The sequence below is a fragment of the Pseudomonas sp. SWRI111 genome (assembly GCF_014268555.1).
Taxonomy (GTDB): domain Bacteria; phylum Pseudomonadota; class Gammaproteobacteria; order Pseudomonadales; family Pseudomonadaceae; genus Aquipseudomonas; species Aquipseudomonas hamedanensis.
Genome location: NZ_JABWQQ010000008.1, coordinates 99220 through 119840, shown reverse-complemented (window position 1 = coordinate 119840; position 20621 = coordinate 99220). Strand labels below are relative to the sequence as shown.

Below are 20621 nucleotides of genomic sequence, written 5' to 3'. Positions count from 1 at the left end.
TGATTACTCCGTGCCCGCAGGGTCGGCTTGCAGTTGGGTTTCGACTTCTACGGCAGGCCTGGCGTCAGGCTTGACCCACCAGGTGTTGATGCCAATGTCGTATTTGGGCGAGGTTTTCGGGTGGCCGATGTGGTTCCAGTACGCCACGCGCCAGCTCTTGATGTGCCAGTTCGGCACGACGTAATAGCCCCATTGCAGCACGCGGTCCAGCGCGCGGGCATGGGCTACGAGACTTTTGCGCGAGTCGGCGTTGATCAGGTCTTCCACCAGTTGATCGACGATCGGATCCTTCAGGCCCATGCTGTTGCGGCTGCTGGATTTGTCGGCGGCGGCGCTCATCCAGTATTCGCGCTGCTCGTTACCCGGCGAGTTGGACTGCGGAAAGCTGCCGACCATCATGTCGAAGTCTCGCGAGCGCACACGGTTGATGTACTGCGAAACGTCAACGCGGCGGATCACCAAATCGATACCAAGGTCGCTGAGGTTGCGCTTGAACGGCAGCAGCACGCGTTCGAATTCGGTCTGGGCGAGGAGAAACTCAATGACCACCGGTTTGCCGGTGGCGTCGACCATCTTATCGTCGACAATCTTCCAGCCGGCCTCTTGCAGCAGTTGGTAGGCCTCGCGTTGCTGGGCGCGGATCATGCCGCTGGCGTCGGTTTTCGGATTCTCAAAGGCTTCGCTGAACACCTGCGCCGGCAGTTTGCTGCGGAACGGCTCAAGTATTGCCCGTTGCTCGGCGTCGGGCAGGCCGGTGGCGGCCATTTCCGAGTTCTCGAAATAACTGCGGGTGCGCACGTAGGCGCCGTTGAACAGCTGCTTGTTGGTCCATTCGAAATCGAACAGCAGACCGAGCGCCTGACGCACGCGCACATCTTGAAACACCGGGCGGCGCAGGTTGAAGACGAAACCCTGCATGCCGGTCGGGTTGCTGTTGGGGATCAACTCCTTGATCAAGCGGCCCTCGGTGACGGCGGGAACGTTATAGGCGTTGGCCCAGTTTTTTGCAGCCATTTCCAGCCAGTAATCGAACTGCCCGGCCTTCAAGGCTTCGAGGGCGACGGTATTGTCGCGGTAGTAATCGGTGGTCATCGTGTCGAAGTTGTAGAAGCCACGGTTGACCGGAAGGTCCTTGCCCCAATAATCCTTGACCCGCTCATAACGCACCGAACGCCCGGCCTTCACCTCGGTGACCTTGTACGGGCCGCTGCCCAGCGGGATTTCCAGATTGCCCTTGTTGAAGTCGCGACTGGCCCACCAGTGTTTCGGCAGGACCGGCAACTGACCGAGGATCAGCGGCAGTTCGCGGTTGTTGCTGTGCTTGAACTTGAACAGGACTTTGAGCGGGTCTTCGGCGACGGCTTCGGCGACATCGCTGTAATAGCCGCGAAACATCGGCGAACCTTCTTTGGTCAGCGTCTGGAAGCTGAACACCACATCCTCGGCGCGCACCGGGTGGCCGTCATGGAAACGCGCTTCGGGGCGCAGATAGAAGCGCACCCAACTGTTGTCCGGGGCTTTCTCGATCTTGCCGGCGATCAGGCCGTATTCGGTAAACGGCTCGTCGAGGCTGTGCCTGGTCAGGGTGTCGTAGATTTGCCCGATGTCATCGGCGGGCACGCCTTTGCTGATGAACGGGTTGAGGCTGTCGAAGCCGCCGAACCCGGCCTGACGGAACACGCCGCCCTTGGGCGCATCGGGGTTCACGTAATCGAAATGCTTGAAATCGGCGGGGTATTTCGGCGGCTCGTTGTACAGGGTCACGGCGTGTTGCGGGGCGGCACAGGCCAGCCCGGCGAACAGCAAGCCGCTGGCCTGCACGAGCAGGGCGCGGATAGGGCTCATCGATCTTTCTCCGAAGACTTCAGCCACCACGCGCTCAGGCCCAGGGTATAGGGCGGCGTGGTGACAAAGGCCAACCGGTTGCGGTAGGCCAGACGGTGATAATTGAGGTACCAGTTGGGAATGCTGTAATGCTGCCAGAGCAGCACACGGTCGAGCGCCTTGCCGGCGGCGACCTGCTCGTCGCGGGTGCGCGCGGCGAGCAACTGTTCGAGCAGGTGATCGACCACCGGATTGGCGATACCCGCGTAGTTCTTGCTGCCCTTGACCCCGACCTGGCTGGAATGGAAGTACTGCCATTGCTCCAGACCCGGGCTTAAGGTCTGGCCGAGCGTCATCGAGACCATATCGAAGTCGAATTGATCGAGGCGCTGCTTGTACTGCGCGCGATCGACGGTGCGCAGGCGCGCGTCGATGCCGATGCTGTTGAGATTTTCGATATACGGCTGGTAGAGGCGCTCCAGGTTCGGGTTGACCAGCAACAGCTCGAAGCGCAGTGGTTGGCCGTGCGCGTTTTGCAGGCGTTGACCGTTGAGCTTCCAGCCGGCTTCGGCGAGCAGTGCCAACGCCTTGCGCATGCTTTCGCGCGGGATGCCACGGCCGTCGGTCTGCGGCAGCGTAAACGGCTCGGTGAACAGCTTGGCCGGGAGCTGATCCTTGTACGGCTTGAGCATCAGCCATTCATGCCCGACCGGCAGGCCGCTGGCACTGAATTCGCTGTTGGGGTAGTAACTGGTGCTGCGTTTATAGGCATCGCTGAACAACGCGCGGTTGGTCCACTCGAAATCGAACATCAGACCCAGCGCTTCGCGAGTCTTGACGTCGGCAAAGGTCGCGCGGCGAGTGTTCATGAACAGGCCCTGACTCTGGGTCGGGATCCGATGAGGAATCTGCGCCTTGATCACCTCGCCGCGGCGGATGGCCGGAAAGTTGTAACCATTGACCCAGTTCTTGGCCTGATGCTCGATGTAAATGTCGAACTCACCGACCTTGAAGGCTTCGAAGGCCACGTCGCTGTCGCGGTAGAACTCGACGTCCATGCGATCGAAATTGTACTTGCCGCGATTGACCGGCAAGTCCTTGCCCCAGTAATCCTTGACCCGTTCGAAAATCAACTGGCGTCCCGGTGTGACCGAGGTGATGCGATACGGCCCGCTGCCCAGCGGCGGCTCGAAGGTGGTGGCCTTGAAGTCGCGATCCTTCCAGTAATGCTGAGGCAGCACCGGCAACTCGCCCAGGCGCAGGATCAATAGCGGATTGCCCGAGCGCTTGAACACGAAGCGAATGCGCTGTTTGTTGAGAATGTCGACCCGCAGCACTTCCTGCAGGGCGGTGCGGTACAGCGGATGGCCGTCCTTGAGCAGCAGGCGGTAGGAAAACGCCACGTCGTAGGCGGTAATCGGCGTGCCGTCGTGAAAACGCGCCTCGGGACGCAGGTTGAACACCACCCAGCTGCGATCTTCGCTGTACTCCACCGATTGCGCGATCAAGCCATAGCTGGACGCCGGTTCATCGCCGGAGGGCGAATACTGCCCGGTGCCAACCATCAGCGGCTCGTTCAGCTCGTTGATGCCGTACTGGAGGAAATTCGCCGTGGTGACCGGGCTGGTGCCCTTGAACGTGTAGGGGTTGACCGTATCGAAGGTGCCGAACGCCATTACCCGCAAGGTGCCGCCCTTGGGCGCTTGCGGGTTGACCCAGTCGAAGTGGGTAAATCTGGCCGGGTACTTGAGCGTGCCGAATTGCGCATAACCGTGGCTCTCGGTAATCGTCGCGCTTGCGGGTGAGCTCAAGGCCAGGCTGATCAGCAGCAGGAGGAGGGGACGCTTCAAGTCAGATCTGATCCAGGCGGCTCGGGCTTTGTGGGCCGTACAGTAACAGCTTGTCTGGACAGGAAAAAGATAGCGGCTTGATGAGGGGGTAATCGCTTTCGATTGCATTTGCTTTTGGTGGGAGCGGGCTTGCTCGCGAATGCGGTGTATCAGTCACCTACCTATGCGACTGACATACCGCATTCGCGAGCAAGCCCGCTCCCACAAAAGCAAAAGCCCCTGAAATCTCAGGGGCTCTTCAATCAATGCGGCTGATAAACCGTGAGCATCTGCCCAGGCTTCAACGCCTTGCCCGCACCCGGGTTCCAGCGTTTGAGGTGTTGCATCTCGACGTTGAACCGCTTGGCCACCACATACAGGGTGTCGCCGCGCTTGACCTTGTATTGGGTCTGCTGCTTGCTCTCGGTCTTGCCTTTGGTCTTGCTGTTGGCCGCGATCACGGTGTTGACCCGGCCGGACTTGCGCGCCGGTGCACGCTGGGTGTTGTCCTGCATGACCAGGGTCTGGCCGACCTTGAGGTTCTTGCCGGTCAGCTTGTTCCAGCGTTGCAGGTCTTTCACTTCAACCTTGTTGGCCTTGGCGATGGAACCCAGGTTATCGCCACGCTTGACCCGATAAGCGCGCTTGAGCTGGGCAACCTCGGACGGATCGGCACCTTCGAACACCGGCTTCAGCGAGCGCGGGCTGATCAGCTCGTCCGGACGCATGGTCTGCAGGCTGGCGGTGAGCAATTGCGCCTTCGACGTCGGCACCAGCAAATGCTGCGGGCCGTCGATGGTGGTGCGCTGCTTGAACGCCGGGTTGAGCTGGAACAGTTCGTCTTCGTCGATGTTGGCCACGGCAGCGACCTTGGACAGGTCCATGCGCTGGTTGATTTCGACGACCTGGAAATACGGCTCATTGGCGATCGGGTTGAGGTTCACGCCATAGGCTTCCGGCGCCAGCACCACTTGCGACAGCGCCAGCAGTTTCGGCACGTACGCCTGGGTTTCCGCCGGCAACGGCAGGTTCCAGTAGTCGGTCGGCAGGCCGAGCTTCTCGTTGCGCTCGATGGCGCGGCTGACAGTGCCTTCACCGGCGTTGTAGGCCGCCAGGGCCAGCAGCCAGTCGCCGTTGAACATATCGTGCAGGCGGGTCAGGTAATCCATTGCCGCGGTGGTCGAGGCGGTGATATCGCGACGGCCATCGTAGAAGCGGGTCTGGCGCAGGTTGAAGTAACGCCCGGTGGACGGAATGAACTGCCACAGGCCCACCGCATTGGCCCGGGAATAGGCCATCGGGTTGTAGGCGCTCTCGATCACTGGCAGCAAGGCCAGCTCCAGCGGCATGTTGCGCTCTTCGAGGCGTTCGACGATGTAATGAATATAGAGACTGCCGCGTTCGCCGGCATTCTCGAGGAAAGAGGGGTTACTGGCGAACCACAGGCGCTGCTGCTCGATGCGCGGGTTCACGCCAAGGCCTTCCTGCAACTGGAAGCCCTGGCGCATGCGTTCCCAGATGTCCTGGGGAATCTGTGGGCTGGGCTTTTCAGTCAGCCAGATCGGCTTCTGCTTGGCTCGCGCAGCAATGTTCGGCGTATGCGTCGCTTCAGTCTGCGGAGCATGGCTGGAACAGCCCGCCAGCGTGGCGGACACAGCCACCGCGATGGCTTGCGCCAGGCGGGTCAATGCATCTGATTGGGCGGACTTACGTATGGATGACGACATTGGCTGGAAGTAAGTTCCGGGCAAAAATGTCGGGCGATTCTAGAAAGCGCACCCCCTGCGGTCAACCATTGAGAATTTTTGCCGTAGCCGGTGCGCTCGTCAGAACGTATCTTTCCAGGCACGCAACACTGCAAATACCTCACTCGGCGCCCGGTTTTGAGCGCCGGCCCGTTCGTCCACTTTTTCTTTAACTGATGTTTCAGTGGTACGCAAAAATGGATTGGTGAGCTTTTCCAGGGCCAGGGTCGAGGGCAGGGTCATGACGCCGTTTTGTCGTTGCTGGCTGACTTTTTCCAGACGGGCGGCAATGTGCCGATTGCCCGGTTCCACCGCCGCAGCAAACTTCAGGTTGCTCAAGGTGTATTCATGAGTGCAGTAAACCAGCGTATCTTCAGGCAAGGCGGCGAGGCGGTCGAGCGAGTGGTGCATTTGTGCAGGCGTGCCCTCGAACAACCGACCGCAACCGGCGGCGAACAGGGTGTCACCGCAGAACAGCAGGCCGTGGTGGTAATAGGCAATGTGTCCCAAGGTGTGACCGGGTACCGCGTACACGGCGAAGTCCCAGCCGAGCACATTGACCGTATCGTTGTCGTTGAGCGCCACGTCGCGCCCGGGAATGCGCTCGCTGGCCGGCCCGTAGACGGTCGCGCCGCTGGCCGCTTTCAGTCGTTCGACGCCGCCGACGTGATCATGATGATGGTGGGTGATCAGGATATCGCTCAACGTCCAGCCCGGATGGGCCTCGAGCCATGCCTGCACCGGGGCGGCATCGCCCGGATCGACCACTGCGCAGCGCTGGGTCTGATGATCCTGTAACAACCAGATGTAGTTATCGGTGAACGCGGGCAGGGCACTGATCTGTATCATCGTCGGAATTCGCCAAGCGGAAAACATTGGCGCATCTTAGAGGTTCCTGGCGCGTTGGAGAATGACATGACCGATAAAGCGTTCGCTCAGGCCGATCCCGACTGGCTGGCATTGATCAGCGCCGCCCGTGAATGGCTGGCGGGTCCGCTCGGGCAGTTTCTGCTGGATGAAGAGCGGCGCATGCTCGACGACGAGCTGGGCAGGTTCTTTGGCGGCTATCTGGTGCATTACGGCCCGTCCGCCGAAACCCCGCCGGCCGCGCCGCAGGTGCAGCGCAACGTACGCCTGGGTGCGCCGTTGCCGGGGGTCGAGATTGTCTGCGAGGAGCAGGCCTGGCCGTTGAGCGAACACGCCGCCGATGTGGTGGTGATGCAGCATGGCCTGGATTTCTGCCTGTCGCCCCACGGTTTGTTGCGTGAAGCGGCGAGCAGCGTACGGCCCGGCGGGCATTTGCTGATCATCGGCATCAATCCGTGGAGCACCTGGGGGCTGCGTCATGTTTTCGCCCACGACGCCCTGCGCAAGGCGCGCTGCATCTCGCCGTCACGGGTTGCCGACTGGCTGAATCTGCTGGGCTTCGCGCTGGAGAAACGCCGCTTCGGATGCTATCGTCCGCCGCTCGCGTCGCCCAAGTGGCAGAACCGTCTGGCCGGCTGGGAACGCAAGGCCGGTGGCTGGCAGTTGTCGGGTGGCGGTTTCTATTTATTGGTCGCGCGCAAGATTGTGGTCGGACTCAGGCCATTGCGCCAGGAGCGCCGCGAGCCGATGGGCAAGCTGATTCCGCTGCCGATGGCCAAGGTCAATCGTCGCCACATCGAACCGTAAACCTTCTTTTATTTGTGGCCGGGCCTGTCCCGGCCTCGGTCATTGTCGATCCGTGATTGGCAAGACAGGCATTTTTCTGGAAAGGCTGGCATGAGCGAAAGCGTTGAAAGCGTCGACACCGTAGAACTGTTCACCGACGGCGCCTGCAAGGGCAATCCCGGCCCCGGCGGCTGGGGCGCTTTGCTGGTGTGCAAGGGCGTCGAGAAGGAATTGTGGGGCGGCGAAGCCAACACCACCAACAACCGCATGGAACTGCTCGGCGCCATCCGTGGCCTCGAAGCCTTGAAGCGGCCGTGCGAAGTGCTGCTGGTGACCGACTCGCAATACGTGATGAAGGGCATCAACGAGTGGATGGCGAACTGGAAAAAGCGCGGCTGGAAAACCGCCGCAAAAGAGCCAGTGAAGAACGCCGATTTGTGGAAAGAGCTGGACGAGCAGGTCAACCGCCACAAAGTCACCTGGAAATGGGTGCGCGGGCACATTGGCCATCACGGCAATGAGCGGGCCGACCAGTTGGCCAACCGTGGCGTGGATGAGGTTCGCGGGTACAAGCAGAGCTGAGTTTTTCTGAAAAAACAGTGGCGCGCCCATTCGCGAGCAGGCTCGCTCCCGCAGGGAAACGCATTCCAGATCCGATTCTGCTTCTTCCTTGAATTGGAATTCATTCCAATGTGGGAGCGAGCCTGCTCGCGAAGGCCGCGCCTCGGTCTGACTGAAACACCCCGCCGGGCGTGTTAACATCCGCGTTTTTGCCCGATAGACCCGTTGAGAGCTGAGCACCTGATGGCCACCAGATCCGTTGTACTCGATACCGAAACCACCGGCATGCCGGTGACCGATGGTCACCGGATCATTGAAATCGGTTGCGTCGAACTGATCGGTCGGCGCCTGACGGGCCGGCATTTTCACGTTTACCTGCAACCGGATCGCGAGAGTGACGAAGGCGCCATCGGCGTTCACGGCATCACCAACGAATTTCTCGTCGGCAAGCCGCGTTTTGCTGAAGTCGCGGATGAATTCTTCGAGTTCATCAAAGGCGCGCAGCTGATCATCCATAACGCGGCGTTCGACGTTGGCTTCATCAACAACGAATTCGCCTTGATGGGCCAGCACGACCGCGCTGACATCACCCAGCATTGCACCATCCTCGACACCTTGATGATGGCCCGGGAACGCCACCCCGGGCAGCGCAACAGCCTCGATGCGTTGTGCAAACGCTATGGCGTCGATAACTCCGGTCGGGAACTGCACGGCGCCTTGCTCGACTCGGAGATTCTTGCCGACGTCTACCTGACCATGACCGGCGGCCAGACCAGCCTGTCACTGGCCGGCAACGCCTCCGACGGCAATGGCACGGGTGAGGGCGCAGATAACTCGGCCACTGAAATCCGTCGCCTGCCGGCCGATCGCCAGCCCGCGCGAATCATTCGCGCCACCGAGGAAGAACTGGCCGCACATCTGGCGCGGCTGGAGATCATCGCCAAGTCTGCCGGCGGGCCGGCGCTGTGGACGCAGATTGCCGAGGCTGACGCCCAGGCGTAACCACGAAAGCTGAGCGGTACTTGCCAGCGCGCCGCGGTTTCCATCGATGAAGCCAACTGGCCACCCTCGCCACATCCGCTGCAACCCACTACCCTGAGTGCACGGGTCGGGTGCAAACCTGCCGCTTCAGGACACTGAGCTTCATGTACAGAGATTTGAAATTTACGCTGGCGATCATCCATCGCGACATCAAGGTCGACACTGTCGGCTGCGTCAAGGAATGAGGACTTTTCCCAGTATGCAACCGGTCATGAATCCGAAATACCCTGGGTTGTCGGTGCGTGTCGCCGACGAAGGCTTTGCGCCGTATATCTGGGGCAGTGACTTCAGTTTCGAGGTCGCGGCGTATGGCGCGGCGCAGATCGGCAAGCCGGTCGAGCAGTGGCCGGTGACGCCCATCGTGCCGTACCGCAAATGCTACGGGATCGACCCTGAGGAATTCAGCGCCTTTCACAACGCGCCCGACAGTGCGATTTTCATGGCCTGGCTGGACGATGAGCCGGTCGGGCACCTGGTGATCAGCACCAACTGGAACGGCTTTGCGCACATCGACGAACTGGCGGTTCACGCCCCGGCGCGGCGTCACGGTGTGGCCAAGGCGTTGCTGGATGTCGCGCAGTTCTGGAGCCGCAAGAAGAAGCTCCCAGGCATCATGCTCGAAACCCAGAACAACAACCTCGGCGCCTGTCGCTTGTACGAGCGGTGCGGCTACGTGATGGGCGGCATCGACCAGTTGCGCTATCGCGGCATCGATCCGCACACCGCCGAAGTGGCCTTGTTCTGGTATCGCCTGTTCGACAATCCGCTGGAAAACCCGCTCAGCCCGACAGCATCGCCTCGGCTTGTTCCGTGACGATGCCCAGCAGCGTCTGAATCGCGGCCGACGGCACGGCGTGCTTGAAGGTCAGGGCGTAGAGGCTGATCGGCACGGCGGGCGACAACGGGCAGACGTCCAGCCCGCCGGCACGCGCGCCTAACGCGGTGAACGGGTCGACGATGGCCAGCCCTTCGCCAGCTTCGACCATGCTGCGCATCATCTGGTGGGTTTGCACGCGGATCTGGACGCTGGGTGCCGGGCGCAAGCCCTGGAGCTTGTGTTCCAGCGCCGGGCTCAACGGATCCTGACCTTCGAGGCCGACCATGGCCTGTCCGGCCATATCCTGCACAGAGACATATTTCTGCTTCGGCTGCAGCCAGCCGTGCGGCGCCAGCAATTGCAGCTTGCCCTGCGCCAGGGGTTGGCAGTCGATATCGGGATGCTCGGGGTCGTGCAGGCTCAGGCCCAGATCGCTTTCGCGCAACAACAGGCTGCGAATAATGTCGCGGGTCGGCGCACTGAGCAGGCTGCAAGGTGCGTCGGGCAGACGTCGGCGCAGGGCGGCGAGGCTTTGTGGCAAGAGTTGTTGGGTCAGTGGCGGGGTGCCGATGATGCGCAAGGGCGGGGCGAGGTATTGTTTCAGGCTGTTGGCCAGACGCTGCACCGGTTCCAGCGCTTCATAAATGTGCGCGATCTCCACCTGCAACGCCCGCGCTTCCGGGGTCGATTGCAGGCGCCCGCGAACGCTGGCGAACAGCATGAACCCCAACTGGCTCTCGGCTTCGCGCAGACGCTCTTCGATTTCGGTCACTGGCAATTGCAGCCATTCGGCGGCGGTGCCCAGATGACCGGTCTGCAAGAGCGCATGAATCACTTCGATATGGCGTAAACGCATGCGTGAAGTCCATGTTCAGCAGGTGGGGTCAGAGGCTGAATCCTACCCCAAGTCTGCATTCAAGACTTCTGCTCATAACCGTCGGTTATTGAGCGGCGATCGGCTCAGGTTCGCGGATCAGGGTGATACCTGACTGAACCAGGATAAACTCGCTCTCGCTGACTTTGTTGACTCGGTCACCAATAGCCAGTCTGTAAATGGGCTCCGAGCCAGTGGAACCGTCTGCAGACGGATTCGATTCCTGGAATTCATGCACGGAATAAACGCGGCCTTCCGCATCTCTTGCATGAAACTGACCGACGAGTACTGCTGCCATCTGCTTAGAACCTCTGGAGATAAAACGCTTGATTTGCGGCTTGGTAGACCGCCGTCAAGCTTGGTAAGTTTTCCTACAAGAAAAAAATATTTCACGCGCAGGAAAATCCAATGACTGCTGGTGGAATCGTCACCGGATCATCTATAACTACCGGCTCCTCCCACGGACCTTCGAGAGTCTTCCATGAGCAATGTCTACAACGTCGCTGTAGTGGTCGGTAGCCTGCGCAAAGCATCGATCAATCGCAAAGTCGCCCTGGCCCTGGCGGAACTGGCCCCGGCCAATCTCAAACTGGAGATTGTCGAAATCGGTGATCTGCCGCTGTACAACGAAGACATCGACGGCGATTCCCCGCCCGCAGCCTACAGCACTTTCCGTCAGAAAGTGGCGTCATCCGACGCGGTGCTCTTTGTTACCCCCGAGTACAACCGCTCGATCCCGGCGCCATTGAAGAACGCCATCGACGTCGGTTCCCGCCCATATGGCAAGAGCGCCTGGAGCGGCAAGCCCGGCGCGGTGATCAGCGTCTCGCCAGGCGCCATCGGCGGTTTCGGCGCCAACCAGCACCTGCGCCAGACGTTCGTCTTTCTCGATATTCACTGCCTGCAACAGCCGGAAGCCTATCTGGGCGGGGCCGGCACTGCGTTTGACGAGGCGGGCCAGCTGAGCGAATCGGTCAAGCCGTTTCTGCAGAAATTCATTGATGCGTACGGCCAGTTCGTAGAACAACACAAAAAATAATCCGTACACGGACCCATTGTGGGAGCGGGCTTGCTCGCGAATGCGCTGTGCCAGATAAGGATTTTTTATCTGATACAGCGCATTCGCGAGCAAGCCCGCTCACACATTTTGATCTCCACCCATTTCGATATTTGAAGGCTGTTGCGAATGCTCGCTGCGTTACTGATTTTCCTGCTGACCATTACCCTTGTGATCTGGCAGCCCAAAGGCCTTGGCGTCGGCTGGAGTGCGACCCTTGGCGCCGTGCTGGCGCTGATCTCCGGCGTCGTCCACCTAGCGGATATCCCGCTGGTCTGGCAAATCATCTGGAATGCCACCGGCACGTTCGTGGCGCTGATCATCATTAGCCTGCTGCTCGACGAGGCCGGTTTTTTCGCGTGGGCGGCGCTGCATGTAGCACGGTGGGGACGGGGCAGCGGGCGCAAGCTGTTTGCCTTCATGGTGCTGCTGGGTGCACTGGTGTCGGCATTGTTCGCCAATGACGGCGCGGCGCTGATCCTTACGCCCATCGTGATTTCGATGCTGCTGGCGCTGCGCTTTTCCCCGGCGGCGACACTGGCCTTTGTCATGGGCGCCGGGTTTATTGCCGATACCGCGAGCCTGCCGTTGGTGGTGTCGAACCTGGTCAACATCGTTTCGGCGGACTTCTTTCACATTGGTTTCAATCGCTATGCCGCGGTGATGGTGCCGGTGAACTTCGTCAGCGTGGCGGCGACGTTGGGCATGTTGTTGTGGTTTTTTCGCCGCGATATTCCAGCGGCCTACGACCCTGAGCAACTGGAAAACCCGCACACCGCGATTCACGACAAGGCGACGTTCTATGCCGGTTGGGCGGTGCTGGCGATCCTGCTGATCGGCTGCTTCGCCCTCGAACCGCTGGGTATTCCGATCAGCGCCATTTCTGCGGTGTGCGCCGCGCTGCTGTTGGGCATCGCCGCACGGGGTCACAAGATCTCCACGCGCAAAGTGATGAAAGAAGCGCCCTGGCAGATCGTGATTTTCTCGCTGGGTATGTATCTGGTGGTCTACGGCCTGCGCAATGCCGGGCTTACCGGTTATCTCGCCGGATGGCTGGATGTCTTCGCCAGCCACGGCGTGTGGGGCGCGGCCATGGGCACCGGCGTGCTGACGGCGCTGCTGTCGTCGATCATGAACAATTTGCCGACGGTGCTGATCGGCTTGCTGTCGATCGATGCCAGCCAGGCCAGCGGGGTGATCAAGGAAGCGATGATTTACGCCAACGTGATCGGCAGCGATCTGGGGCCGAAGATTACGCCGATTGGCAGTCTGGCAACGTTGTTGTGGCTGCACGTGCTGGAACGCAAGGGCATCCATATTGGCTGGGGTTATTACTTCAAGGTCGGGATCGTGTTGACGGTGCCGGTGTTGTTGGTGACCCTGGCGGCGCTGGCGCTGCGGCTCTCCATATAAACCGAGTCGTCCCTTTCGCGAGCAGGCTCGCTCCTACAATTTAAAACGCGATCCCCTGTAGGAGTGAGCCTGCTCGCGATGGCGGTGGTCCAGGCGCCACAAATCTCAGGTTTGCCCCGGCACATTCGGCCAAAGATCCGACACCAGAAACAACCGCTCTGCCTCTTCCCAGTCGCCCTGCGCATTTTCGCTCAGGCGCACCAGCAATTGCGCCGGAGCCAGCGGCGACAAATCCGCCAGCCACAGACGCAACTGTTCCGCTGTCCAGACCTGATCCGCCGGATAATGCGCCGGCGCCAGCCAGGCATGACGCGGCAGCGGTTGCCAGCGCCCGGCCGAACGTTGCGCGACAAACGCCGGCCAATCCTTCTGATGCAGCCAGTTGCCACGCAGATGCTGCGGGTGTGCGCCCTGCGGGGACGCAGACTGTCCCGGCCATGGATACAGCAGATAACCGCCGAGCCACAAATGCGCGCTGAACGTCTCGATATCCAGTGTCGCCAGCACCTCGCGGCTTTCCGGGCGCGCCGAAATCGGCAGTTGGTGCGCGGCCAGATGCGCCAGTTTGCGATCCAGCCGGTCATGGCAGCCCGGCCCCAGCCATTGCGCCGGATCATGGCCGTCTCCGTTTTGCGGGCCGAGGTAGAGCTTGATCGCCAGTTCCAGATGATGCACGCCGTCGCGGTCACGCAGCAGCATGTCCAGCTCGCCGAGGGTGTGGCCAGCGCGCCGAATTGGCAGGTTGGCGGCGATCAGCTCGATGCCGGGCGCATGCTCCACGGCAAACTGCCACAAGCGTTCGTAATACAGGCCCAGACGCCTTGTCCGAGCCTGCGACAACCAGTGCAGCAAGCCGTAACTGTCACGGTCGAGTTGGCGCAGCCAGTGTTCCAGGCGTGGCGGGTCCTGCACCCAGTCACTGCCGGCCAGCGGGTGGCGCTGCGGCCAGGGCGTAGCGGCGAGCATCGGCGGGGCGAGGATCACCCACGCCAGGTCGCGCACCTCCGGATGGCGCAGTTGATGAGGGAGCTGAAGCAAATCGGGAAACAGGATCATCTTGCGAGCATAGCCTTAAACCTGAGCACACCCTTGAGGCTGAAAGGATTTTGTCTATCTGGCGCTTTCGCCCATAATCGTGCTTTTCGCGTTTTCGATTGTCCGCAGAGGTCCCATGGAGCAATTTCGTAATATCGGCATCATCGGTCGCCTGGGCAGTTCCCAGGTGCTGGATACCGTCCGCCGACTGAAACGGTTTCTGCTCGACCGGCATCTGCACGTGATTCTCGAAGACACCATTGCTGAAGTCCTGCCGGGCCATGGCCTGCAAACGTCGTCACGCAAGATGCTCGGCGAGGTCTGCGACATGGTCATCGTTGTCGGCGGTGACGGCAGCCTGCTTGGCGCCGCCCGCGCCCTGGCCAAGCATAATATTCCGGTGCTGGGGATCAACCGTGGCAGCCTCGGTTTTCTCACCGACATTCGCCCGGACGAGCTGGAAGTCGAAGTCGCCAAGGTGCTCGACGGTCATTATCTGGTGGAAAACCGCTTTCTGTTGCAAGCCGAAGTCCGTCGCCACGCCGAGGCCATCGGCCAGGGCGATGCGCTGAACGATGTCGTGCTGCATCCCGGCAAATCGACGCGGATGATCGAATTCGAGCTGTACATCGACGGTCAGTTCGTCTGCAGCCAGAAGGCCGACGGCCTGATCGTCGCCACGCCAACCGGCTCCACCGCTTACGCGCTGTCGGCCGGTGGCCCGATCATGCATCCCAAGCTCGACGCCATTGTGATTGTGCCGATGTACCCCCATATGTTGTCGAGCAGGCCGATTGTGGTCGATGGCAACAGTGAGCTGAAAATCGTCGTGTCGAAAAACATGCAGATTTACCCGCAAGTCTCCTGCGACGGGCAGAACCATTTCACCTGCGCGCCGGGCGACACCATCACCGTCAGTAAAAAAGCGCAGAAATTGCGGCTGATCCATCCACTCGACCACAACTATTATGAAGTCTGCCGTACCAAGCTCGGCTGGGGCAGCAAGTTGGGGGGCGGAGGCGACTGATGCTCGATCCCGCGCGCAGTTACGACCTGATCGGTGACGTGCACGGATGCGCCTTGACCCTGGAACACTTGCTTGACCGTCTCGGTTATCACAAGCAGGGCGGGGTCTGGCGGCATCCATCGCGCATGGCCGTGTTCGTCGGCGACATCATTGACCGTGGCCCGCGAATCCGCGAGGCGCTGCACATCGTTCATGACATGGTCCAGGCCGGTCAGGCCTTGTGCATCATGGGCAACCACGAATTCAACGCCCTGGGCTGGAGCACCCCGGCGCCACCGGGCAGTGGCAAGCAATTTGTGCGTGAACACACGCCTCGCCATGCCCGCCTGCTGCACGAAACGCTGAGCCAATTCGAAAACCATCCGGGTGATTGGCATGACTTCCAACAATGGTTCTATGAGCTGCCATTGTTTATCGATGCCGGACGTTTCCGGGTCGTGCACGCGTGCTGGGATGCCGGTCTGATCGAGCCGTTGCGCGCGTTGTTTCCCGACGGCTGCGTCGACGAACATTTCCTGCAGGCCTCGGCGGTTCCCGGCAGCTTTGCCTGCACCGTGTTCGACCGTCTGCTGCGCGGCACCGACATGCGCCTGCCGGGCGGCCTGACCATGACCAGTGGCGACGGTCTGGTGCGCGCGTTCTTCCGCACCAAGTTCTGGGAAGACGACCCGAAAACCTACGGTGACATCGTCTTCCAGCCCGATGCCCTGCCGGAACCGGTGGCGCAGACGCCGCTGTCCTCAACGGAAAAGAATGCCCTGCTGCGTTATGGCGTCGACGAGCCATTGCTGTTCGTCGGCCACTACTGGCGCAGCGGTCAACCGGCGCCGATCCGTCCGAACCTCGCCTGCCTGGATTACAGCGCGGTGCTCTACGGCAAACTGGTCGCTTACCGTCTGGATCAGGAAACTCGCCTTGATCCAGATAAATTTGTCTGGGTCGATGTCGAGCGGCCGGAGGTGCTGCAATGAGTGCGGTAGCGGTATTGCGCCTGCCCCTGGCGGTGGACCTGAGCGGCTTCGTCAAACTCCTGCAACGCATGCAAGTCCCGCATCGGGTCAGCGAGGAGGCGGGCGAGCAGGTGCTGTGGGCGCCGGCTGAAATCAGCGAAGACGTGCGGTCGCTGTACGAACGCTTCCCGGCCGGCGATCCCGATCAGCAACTGGACATTCCGCTGGGCCAGACCTTCAAGCGTCCGGGCTTCGCCGAACAACTGAAACACGCCCGGGCCACCGGTTTCATTCTGCTGTTGAGCCTGATTGTCGGCGGTCTGACCTTTCTCGGCGAGAACCTCGAAACGCTGCGCTGGTTGACCTTCCTCGATTTTCGCGTGATCGGTGAGTACATCCAGTTCACCCCATTGGCTGACAGTCTGGCGGCGGGGCAGTGGTGGCGGCTGATCACGCCGATGCTGATCCATTTCGGCATCCTCCATCTTGCCATGAACGGCATGTGGTACTGGGAGCTGGGGCGGCGCATCGAATCGCGCCAGGGCAGTATCAACCTGATCGGCCTGACGTTGCTGTTCAGCCTGGTGTCCAACTATGCGCAGTTCGTCTGGAGCGGCCCGACCCTGTTTGGCGGTCTGTCCGGCGTGCTTTACGGCTTGCTCGGGCATTGCTGGATTTTCCAGCTGCTGGCGCCGAACCCGGTCTATCGCCTGCCGCGCGGCGTGCTGGTGATGATGCTGGTGTGGCTGCTGGTGTGCATGTCCGGGCTGATCTCGCTGATCGGTTTCGGCCAGATTGCCAACGCCGCACACCTGAGCGGGTTACTCATCGGATGCTTCACCGGTTTGTTGGGCGGTTTGTATAACCGCCGTAAACTGGCCGTCTAAATTTTTTGTTTCAGTAAAGAGCACGGAGACCCCTGATGTCCTCTTTCAACGACATGATCAACAACATCACCCCGGACATCTACGAAAGCCTGAAACTGGCCGTGGAAATCGGCAAATGGTCCGACGGCAACAAACTCACCGCCGAGCAGCGCGAGTTGTCGTTGCAGGCGATGATCGCCTGGGAAATCCAGAACCTGCCTGAAGATCAGCGCACCGGTTACATGGGCCCGCAGGAATGTGCGTCGAAGTCGATCGAAGTGCCGAACATTCTGTTCAAGTCGGATGCCATCCATTGATCGAGATTGGCCGCGGTGCAATCAGCAAAATGTCGGCGCGCCTGGACGGGCCGAACGTGCAGTACGCGTTTCGTCTGGACGACGTCGAGGTGCCGGTCAATCCATTGATCGGCAGCACGCTGCGTCTGGAATATCTTGGGGCGATCCATTGCACCCATTGCGGGCGCAAGACCAAAACCAGCTTCAGTCAGGGCTATTGCTACCCGTGCATGACCAAACTGGCGCAGTGCGACCTGTGCATCATGAGCCCGGAGCGCTGCCACTTTGACGCTGGCACCTGTCGCGATCCGGCGTGGGGCGAGCAGTTCTGCATGACCGATCACGTGGTTTACCTGGCCAACTCGTCGGGGATCAAGGTTGGCATCACCCGTGCAACGCAGTTGCCGACGCGCTGGCTCGATCAAGGGGCGAGTCAGGCCTTGCCGATCATGCGCGTGTCGACACGGCAGCAATCGGGTTTTGTAGAAGACCTGTTCCGCAGTCAGGTGGCGGACAAGACCAACTGGCGAGCCTTGCTCAAGGGCGATGCGGCGGCGGTGGATCTGGCGCAGGTGCGCGATCAGCTGTTCGAAAGCTGCGCCGAAGGCCTGCAAGGCTTGCAGGAGCGATTCGGCCTACAGGCGATTCAGACGATTGCCGATGTCGAACCGCTGGAAATCCGCTATCCCGTCGAGCAATACCCGGCGAAAATCGTCAGCTTCAACCTGGACAAGAACCCGATTGCCGAAGGCACGCTGCTGGGGATCAAGGGCCAGTACCTGATCTTTGACACCGGCGTGATCAACATTCGTAAATACACGGCTTACCAGCTCGCCGTGCATCAATAAGGACTCCAGCATGCGCACCGACCAACCGAAGATGATTTACCTCAAGGACTATCAGGCGCCCGAGTACCTGATCGACGAAACACACCTGACCTTCGAGTTGTTCGAGGACCACAGCCTGGTCCACGCGCAACTGGTGATGCGCCGCAACCCCGAGCGCGGCGCGGGCCTGCCGCCGCTGGTGCTCGACGGCCAGCAACTGGAGCTGCTCTCGGTAACGCTGGCAGACAAAGAGCTGAGCGCCGCGGACTATCAAGTCAGCGACAGCCATCTGACTTTGCAGCCGACCAGCGAGACCTTCACGCTCGACACCAGCGTGCGCATCCACCCGGAAACCAACACCGCGCTGGAGGGCCTGTACAAATCCGGCACGATGTTCTGCACCCAGTGCGAGGCCGAAGGTTTCCGCAAGATCACCTATTACCTCGACCGTCCGGACGTGATGAGCAAGTTCACCACCACGGTGGTCGCCGAACAGCACAGCTACCCGGTGCTGCTTTCCAACGGCAACCCGATCGCTTCCGGCCCCGGTGAAGACGGCCGGCACTGGGCGACCTGGGAAGACCCGTTCAAGAAACCGGCGTACCTGTTCGCGCTGGTCGCCGGTGATTTGTGGTGTGTCGAAGATACCTTCACCACCATGAGTCAGCGCAACGTCGCGCTGCGTATTTACGTCGAGCCGGAAAACATCGACAAGTGCCAGCACGCGATGAACAGCCTGAAGAAGTCCATGCGCTGGGACGAAGAGGTTTATGGCCGCGAGTACGATCTGGACATTTTCATGATCGTGGCCGTGAACGATTTCAACATGGGCGCAATGGAGAACAAGGGCCTCAACATCTTTAACTCCAGCGCCGTGCTGGCCCGCGCCGAAACCGCCACCGACGCCGCGCACCAGCGGGTCGAAGCGATCGTCGCTCACGAATACTTCCACAACTGGTCGGGCAACCGCGTGACCTGCCGCGACTGGTTCCAGCTGTCGCTCAAGGAAGGCTTCACGGTGTTCCGCGACGCCGGTTTCTCCTCGGACATGAACTCGGCCACGGTCAAACGCATTCAGGATGTCGCGTACCTGCGCACCCACCAGTTCGCCGAAGATGCCGGCCCCATGGCCCATGCCGTGCGCCCGGACAGCTTCATCGAGATTTCCAACTTCTACACCCTGACTGTGTACGAAAAAGGCTCGGAAGTGGTCGGCATGATCCACACCTTGCTCGGCGCCGAAGGCTTCCGCAAGGGCAGCGATCTGTACTTTGAACGCCACGACGGCCAGGCCGTGACCTGCGATGACTTCGTCAAGGCCATGGAAGATGCCAACGGTGTCGACCTGACCCAGTTCAAGCGCTGGTACAGCCAGGCCGGTACGCCACGTCTGGCGGTGAGCGAGTCCTATGACGCCGCTGCCAAGACTTACAGCCTGACCTTCCGCCAGAGCTGCCCGGCAACCCCGGACAAAGTCGAGAAGCTGCCGTTTGTGATTCCAGTGGAGCTGGGTCTGCTCGATAGCCAGGGCAACGAGATGGCCCTGCGTCTGAGCGGTGAAGCCGCCGCTCAGGGCACCACTCGGGTTATCTCGGTGACCGAAGCAGAACAGACCTTCACCTTCGTCGATATCAACGAGCAACCGCTGCCATCGCTGCTGCGCGGGTTCTCGGCGCCGGTGAAACTGAGCTTCCCGTACAACCGCGATCAGTTGATGTTCCTCATGCAGCACGACAGCGATGGCTTCAACCGCTGGGATGCCGGCCAGCAACTGGCGGTGCAGGTGCTACAAGAGCTGATCGGCCAACAGCAGAAGGGCGAGACCCTGACGCTTGACCCGCGTCTGGTCTCGGCGCTGCGCACGGTGCTGTCCGACGAGTCGCTGGATCAGGCGATGGTTGCCGAAATGCTCTCGCTGCCGGGGGAGGCCTATCTCACCGAGATCAGCGAAGTGGCCGACGTCGAGGCGATCCATATAGCCCGCGAATTCGCCCGCAAGCAATTGGCTGAAGGTCTGTTCGAGGCGTTGTGGCTGCGTTATCAGGCCAACCGCGACCTGTCGAAGAAAACCCCATACGTCGCCGAGGCCGAGCACTTCGCCCGTCGTGCGTTGCAGAACATCACCCTGTCGTACCTGATGCTCAGCGGCAAGCCGGAAGTCCTGGCGGCTGCGCTGGAACAGTTCGAAAACGCCGACAACATGACCGAGCGCCTGACTGCGCTGGCGGTGCTGGTCAACTCGCCGTTCGAAGAACAGAAAGCCCTGGCGCTGGCGAGTTTCGCCGAGCACTTCAAGGACAACCCGCTGGTCATGGACCAATGGTTCAGCGTGCAGGCCGGTAGCACCTTGCCGGGCGGTCTGGAGCGGGTGAAGGCGTTGATGCAGCACCCGGCGTTCAACATCAAGAACCCGAACAAGGTGCGTGCACTGATCGGCGCGTTTGCCGGGCAAAACCTGATCAACTTCCATGCGGCGGACGGCTCTGGCTATCGCTTCCTGGCGGATCTGGTGATCGAGCTGAACGGCTTCAACCCGCAGATCGCCTCGCGCCAACTGGCCCCGCTGACCCGCTGGCGCAAATACGACAGCGCCCGTCAGGCATTGATGAAGGGTGAGCTGGAGCGGATTCTGGCATCGGGTCAGCTGTCGAGCGACGTCTATGAAGTCGTCAGCAAAAGCCTGGCTTAACCCGCCCTTGTAGGAGCTGTCGAGTGAAACGAGGCTGCGATCTTTTGATTTAACTGATCGTTCCCATGCTCTGCGTGGGAATGCCTCAATGGACGCTCTGCGTCCGCTTTGGCACGC

Annotated in this window: 19 protein-coding genes; 12 read left to right on the top strand and 7 right to left on the bottom strand. The window is 60.8% G+C overall.

The genetic code is table 11. From position 1 onward, the window contains the following. Positions 1–3: 3 nt before the first annotated feature. From HU755_RS12025 to gloB, 4 genes are all read right to left on the bottom strand, one after another. Entirely contained in the window at positions 4–1845 is a 1842-nt protein-coding gene (locus tag HU755_RS12025; protein WP_186632790.1) for an extracellular solute-binding protein, read from the bottom strand. Continuing rightward, on the bottom strand, positions 1842–3674 hold the full coding sequence (locus tag HU755_RS12020) for an extracellular solute-binding protein (RefSeq protein ID WP_186632788.1): 1833 nt from the start codon (positions 3672–3674) through the stop codon (positions 1842–1844). The genes HU755_RS12025 and HU755_RS12020 overlap by 4 nt, the downstream gene beginning before the upstream one ends. A gap of 242 nt (positions 3675–3916) precedes the next feature. After that, the gene (locus HU755_RS12015) at positions 3917–5380 is read right to left on the bottom strand and encodes a transglycosylase SLT domain-containing protein (protein ID WP_186632785.1); all 1464 of its coding nucleotides are present in this window, start codon (positions 5378–5380) and stop codon (positions 3917–3919) included. Positions 5381–5479: 99 nt separating this feature from the next. Further along, the gene (gloB, locus tag HU755_RS12010) at positions 5480–6247 is read right to left on the bottom strand and encodes a hydroxyacylglutathione hydrolase (protein WP_186632782.1); all 768 of its coding nucleotides are present in this window, start codon (positions 6245–6247) and stop codon (positions 5480–5482) included. A 66-nt stretch (positions 6248–6313) separates the two neighbouring features. Here gloB and HU755_RS12005 point away from each other — a divergent pair, with 66 nt between their 5' ends. From HU755_RS12005 to HU755_RS11990, 4 genes are all read left to right on the top strand, one after another. After that, complete coding sequence (locus tag HU755_RS12005; RefSeq protein WP_186548029.1) at positions 6314–7072, top strand: class I SAM-dependent methyltransferase; 759 nt, start codon at positions 6314–6316, stop codon at positions 7070–7072. A 90-nt stretch (positions 7073–7162) separates the two neighbouring features. Next, the gene (gene rnhA, locus HU755_RS12000) at positions 7163–7633 is read left to right on the top strand and encodes a ribonuclease HI (protein ID WP_007910572.1); all 471 of its coding nucleotides are present in this window, start codon (positions 7163–7165) and stop codon (positions 7631–7633) included. 222 nt (positions 7634–7855) lie between these two features. After that, on the top strand, positions 7856–8614 hold the full coding sequence (gene dnaQ, locus HU755_RS11995) for a DNA polymerase III subunit epsilon (RefSeq protein ID WP_186548027.1): 759 nt from the start codon (positions 7856–7858) through the stop codon (positions 8612–8614). A 238-nt stretch (positions 8615–8852) separates the two neighbouring features. Continuing rightward, positions 8853–9467 carry a GNAT family N-acetyltransferase gene (locus tag HU755_RS11990; RefSeq protein ID WP_186548025.1) on the top strand — a complete coding sequence of 205 codons (615 nt, stop codon included), beginning with the start codon at positions 8853–8855 and terminating at the stop codon, positions 9465–9467. Here HU755_RS11990 and HU755_RS11985 read toward each other — a convergent pair. Together HU755_RS11985 and HU755_RS11980 are read right to left on the bottom strand one after the other, a co-directional pair. Then, on the bottom strand, positions 9433–10326 hold the full coding sequence (locus HU755_RS11985; protein WP_186632779.1) for a LysR substrate-binding domain-containing protein: 894 nt from the start codon (positions 10324–10326) through the stop codon (positions 9433–9435). The genes HU755_RS11990 and HU755_RS11985 overlap by 35 nt on opposite strands. Positions 10327–10411: 85 nt before the next feature. Then, entirely contained in the window at positions 10412–10642 is a 231-nt protein-coding gene (locus tag HU755_RS11980; RefSeq protein WP_186621464.1) for a hypothetical protein, read from the bottom strand. Positions 10643–10825: 183 nt separating this feature from the next. Between HU755_RS11980 and HU755_RS11975 the strand changes: the two genes are divergently transcribed. Next, complete coding sequence (locus HU755_RS11975; protein ID WP_186548018.1) at positions 10826–11383, top strand: NADPH-dependent FMN reductase; 558 nt, start codon at positions 10826–10828, stop codon at positions 11381–11383. Between the two features lie 147 nt (positions 11384–11530). Further along, positions 11531–12814, top strand: a complete 1284-nt coding sequence (locus tag HU755_RS11970; protein ID WP_186632776.1) for an arsenic transporter — start codon at positions 11531–11533, stop codon at positions 12812–12814. A 105-nt stretch (positions 12815–12919) separates the two neighbouring features. On the opposite strand, the gene HU755_RS11965 is transcribed toward HU755_RS11970, so the two are convergent. Continuing rightward, positions 12920–13870: a DUF1853 family protein gene (locus HU755_RS11965; RefSeq protein ID WP_186632773.1), complete on the bottom strand. Its 951-nt coding sequence runs from the start codon at positions 13868–13870 to the stop codon at positions 12920–12922. Positions 13871–13985: 115 nt separating this feature from the next. Here HU755_RS11965 and HU755_RS11960 point away from each other — a divergent pair, with 115 nt between their 5' ends. Genes HU755_RS11960 through pepN form a run of 6 tightly spaced genes read left to right on the top strand, consistent with a single transcriptional unit; the run spans position 13986 to position 20504 of the window. Further along, positions 13986–14876: an NAD(+) kinase gene (locus HU755_RS11960; RefSeq protein WP_003224174.1), complete on the top strand. Its 891-nt coding sequence runs from the start codon at positions 13986–13988 to the stop codon at positions 14874–14876. After that, positions 14876–15847: a metallophosphoesterase gene (locus HU755_RS11955; protein ID WP_186548012.1), complete on the top strand. Its 972-nt coding sequence runs from the start codon at positions 14876–14878 to the stop codon at positions 15845–15847. The genes HU755_RS11960 and HU755_RS11955 overlap by 1 nt, the downstream gene beginning before the upstream one ends. Beyond that, positions 15844–16713: a rhomboid family intramembrane serine protease gene (locus HU755_RS11950; protein ID WP_186632770.1), complete on the top strand. Its 870-nt coding sequence runs from the start codon at positions 15844–15846 to the stop codon at positions 16711–16713. The genes HU755_RS11955 and HU755_RS11950 overlap by 4 nt, the downstream gene beginning before the upstream one ends. 35 nt (positions 16714–16748) lie before the next feature. Then, positions 16749–17009, top strand: a complete 261-nt coding sequence (locus HU755_RS11945; RefSeq protein WP_016774215.1) for a YeaC family protein — start codon at positions 16749–16751, stop codon at positions 17007–17009. Further along, positions 17006–17836: a DUF2797 domain-containing protein gene (locus HU755_RS11940; RefSeq protein ID WP_186548007.1), complete on the top strand. Its 831-nt coding sequence runs from the start codon at positions 17006–17008 to the stop codon at positions 17834–17836. Before HU755_RS11945 ends, HU755_RS11940 begins: the two co-directional genes overlap by 4 nt. Before the next feature lie 10 nt (positions 17837–17846). Then, the gene (gene pepN / locus HU755_RS11935; protein WP_186632767.1) at positions 17847–20504 is read left to right on the top strand and encodes an aminopeptidase N; all 2658 of its coding nucleotides are present in this window, start codon (positions 17847–17849) and stop codon (positions 20502–20504) included. The last annotated feature ends 117 nt before the right edge of the window (positions 20505–20621 follow it).

Bases quoted from the DNA above. Each gene is read 5' to 3' on its own strand.
- HU755_RS12025 (WP_186632790.1), bottom strand. From the start codon at position 1,845: ATGAGCCCTATCCGCGCCCTGCTCGTGCAGGCCAGCGGCTTGCTGTTC.
- HU755_RS12015 (WP_186632785.1), bottom strand. From the start codon at position 5,380: ATGTCGTCATCCATACGTAAGTCCGCCCAATCAGATGCATTGACCCGC.
- gloB (WP_186632782.1), bottom strand. From the start codon at position 6,247: ATGATACAGATCAGTGCCCTGCCCGCGTTCACCGATAACTACATCTGG.
- HU755_RS12005 (WP_186548029.1), top strand. From the start codon at position 6,314: ATGACCGATAAAGCGTTCGCTCAGGCCGATCCCGACTGGCTGGCATTG.
- rnhA (WP_007910572.1), top strand. From the start codon at position 7,163: ATGAGCGAAAGCGTTGAAAGCGTCGACACCGTAGAACTGTTCACCGAC.
- dnaQ (WP_186548027.1), top strand. From the start codon at position 7,856: ATGGCCACCAGATCCGTTGTACTCGATACCGAAACCACCGGCATGCCG.
- HU755_RS11990 (WP_186548025.1), top strand. From the start codon at position 8,853: ATGCAACCGGTCATGAATCCGAAATACCCTGGGTTGTCGGTGCGTGTC.
- HU755_RS11985 (WP_186632779.1), bottom strand. From the start codon at position 10,326: ATGCGTTTACGCCATATCGAAGTGATTCATGCGCTCTTGCAGACCGGT.
- HU755_RS11980 (WP_186621464.1), bottom strand. From the start codon at position 10,642: ATGGCAGCAGTACTCGTCGGTCAGTTTCATGCAAGAGATGCGGAAGGC.
- HU755_RS11975 (WP_186548018.1), top strand. From the start codon at position 10,826: ATGAGCAATGTCTACAACGTCGCTGTAGTGGTCGGTAGCCTGCGCAAA.
- HU755_RS11970 (WP_186632776.1), top strand. From the start codon at position 11,531: ATGCTCGCTGCGTTACTGATTTTCCTGCTGACCATTACCCTTGTGATC.
- HU755_RS11965 (WP_186632773.1), bottom strand. From the start codon at position 13,870: ATGATCCTGTTTCCCGATTTGCTTCAGCTCCCTCATCAACTGCGCCAT.
- HU755_RS11960 (WP_003224174.1), top strand. From the start codon at position 13,986: ATGGAGCAATTTCGTAATATCGGCATCATCGGTCGCCTGGGCAGTTCC.
- HU755_RS11955 (WP_186548012.1), top strand. From the start codon at position 14,876: ATGCTCGATCCCGCGCGCAGTTACGACCTGATCGGTGACGTGCACGGA.
- HU755_RS11950 (WP_186632770.1), top strand. From the start codon at position 15,844: ATGAGTGCGGTAGCGGTATTGCGCCTGCCCCTGGCGGTGGACCTGAGC.
- HU755_RS11945 (WP_016774215.1), top strand. From the start codon at position 16,749: ATGTCCTCTTTCAACGACATGATCAACAACATCACCCCGGACATCTAC.
- pepN (WP_186632767.1), top strand. From the start codon at position 17,847: ATGCGCACCGACCAACCGAAGATGATTTACCTCAAGGACTATCAGGCG.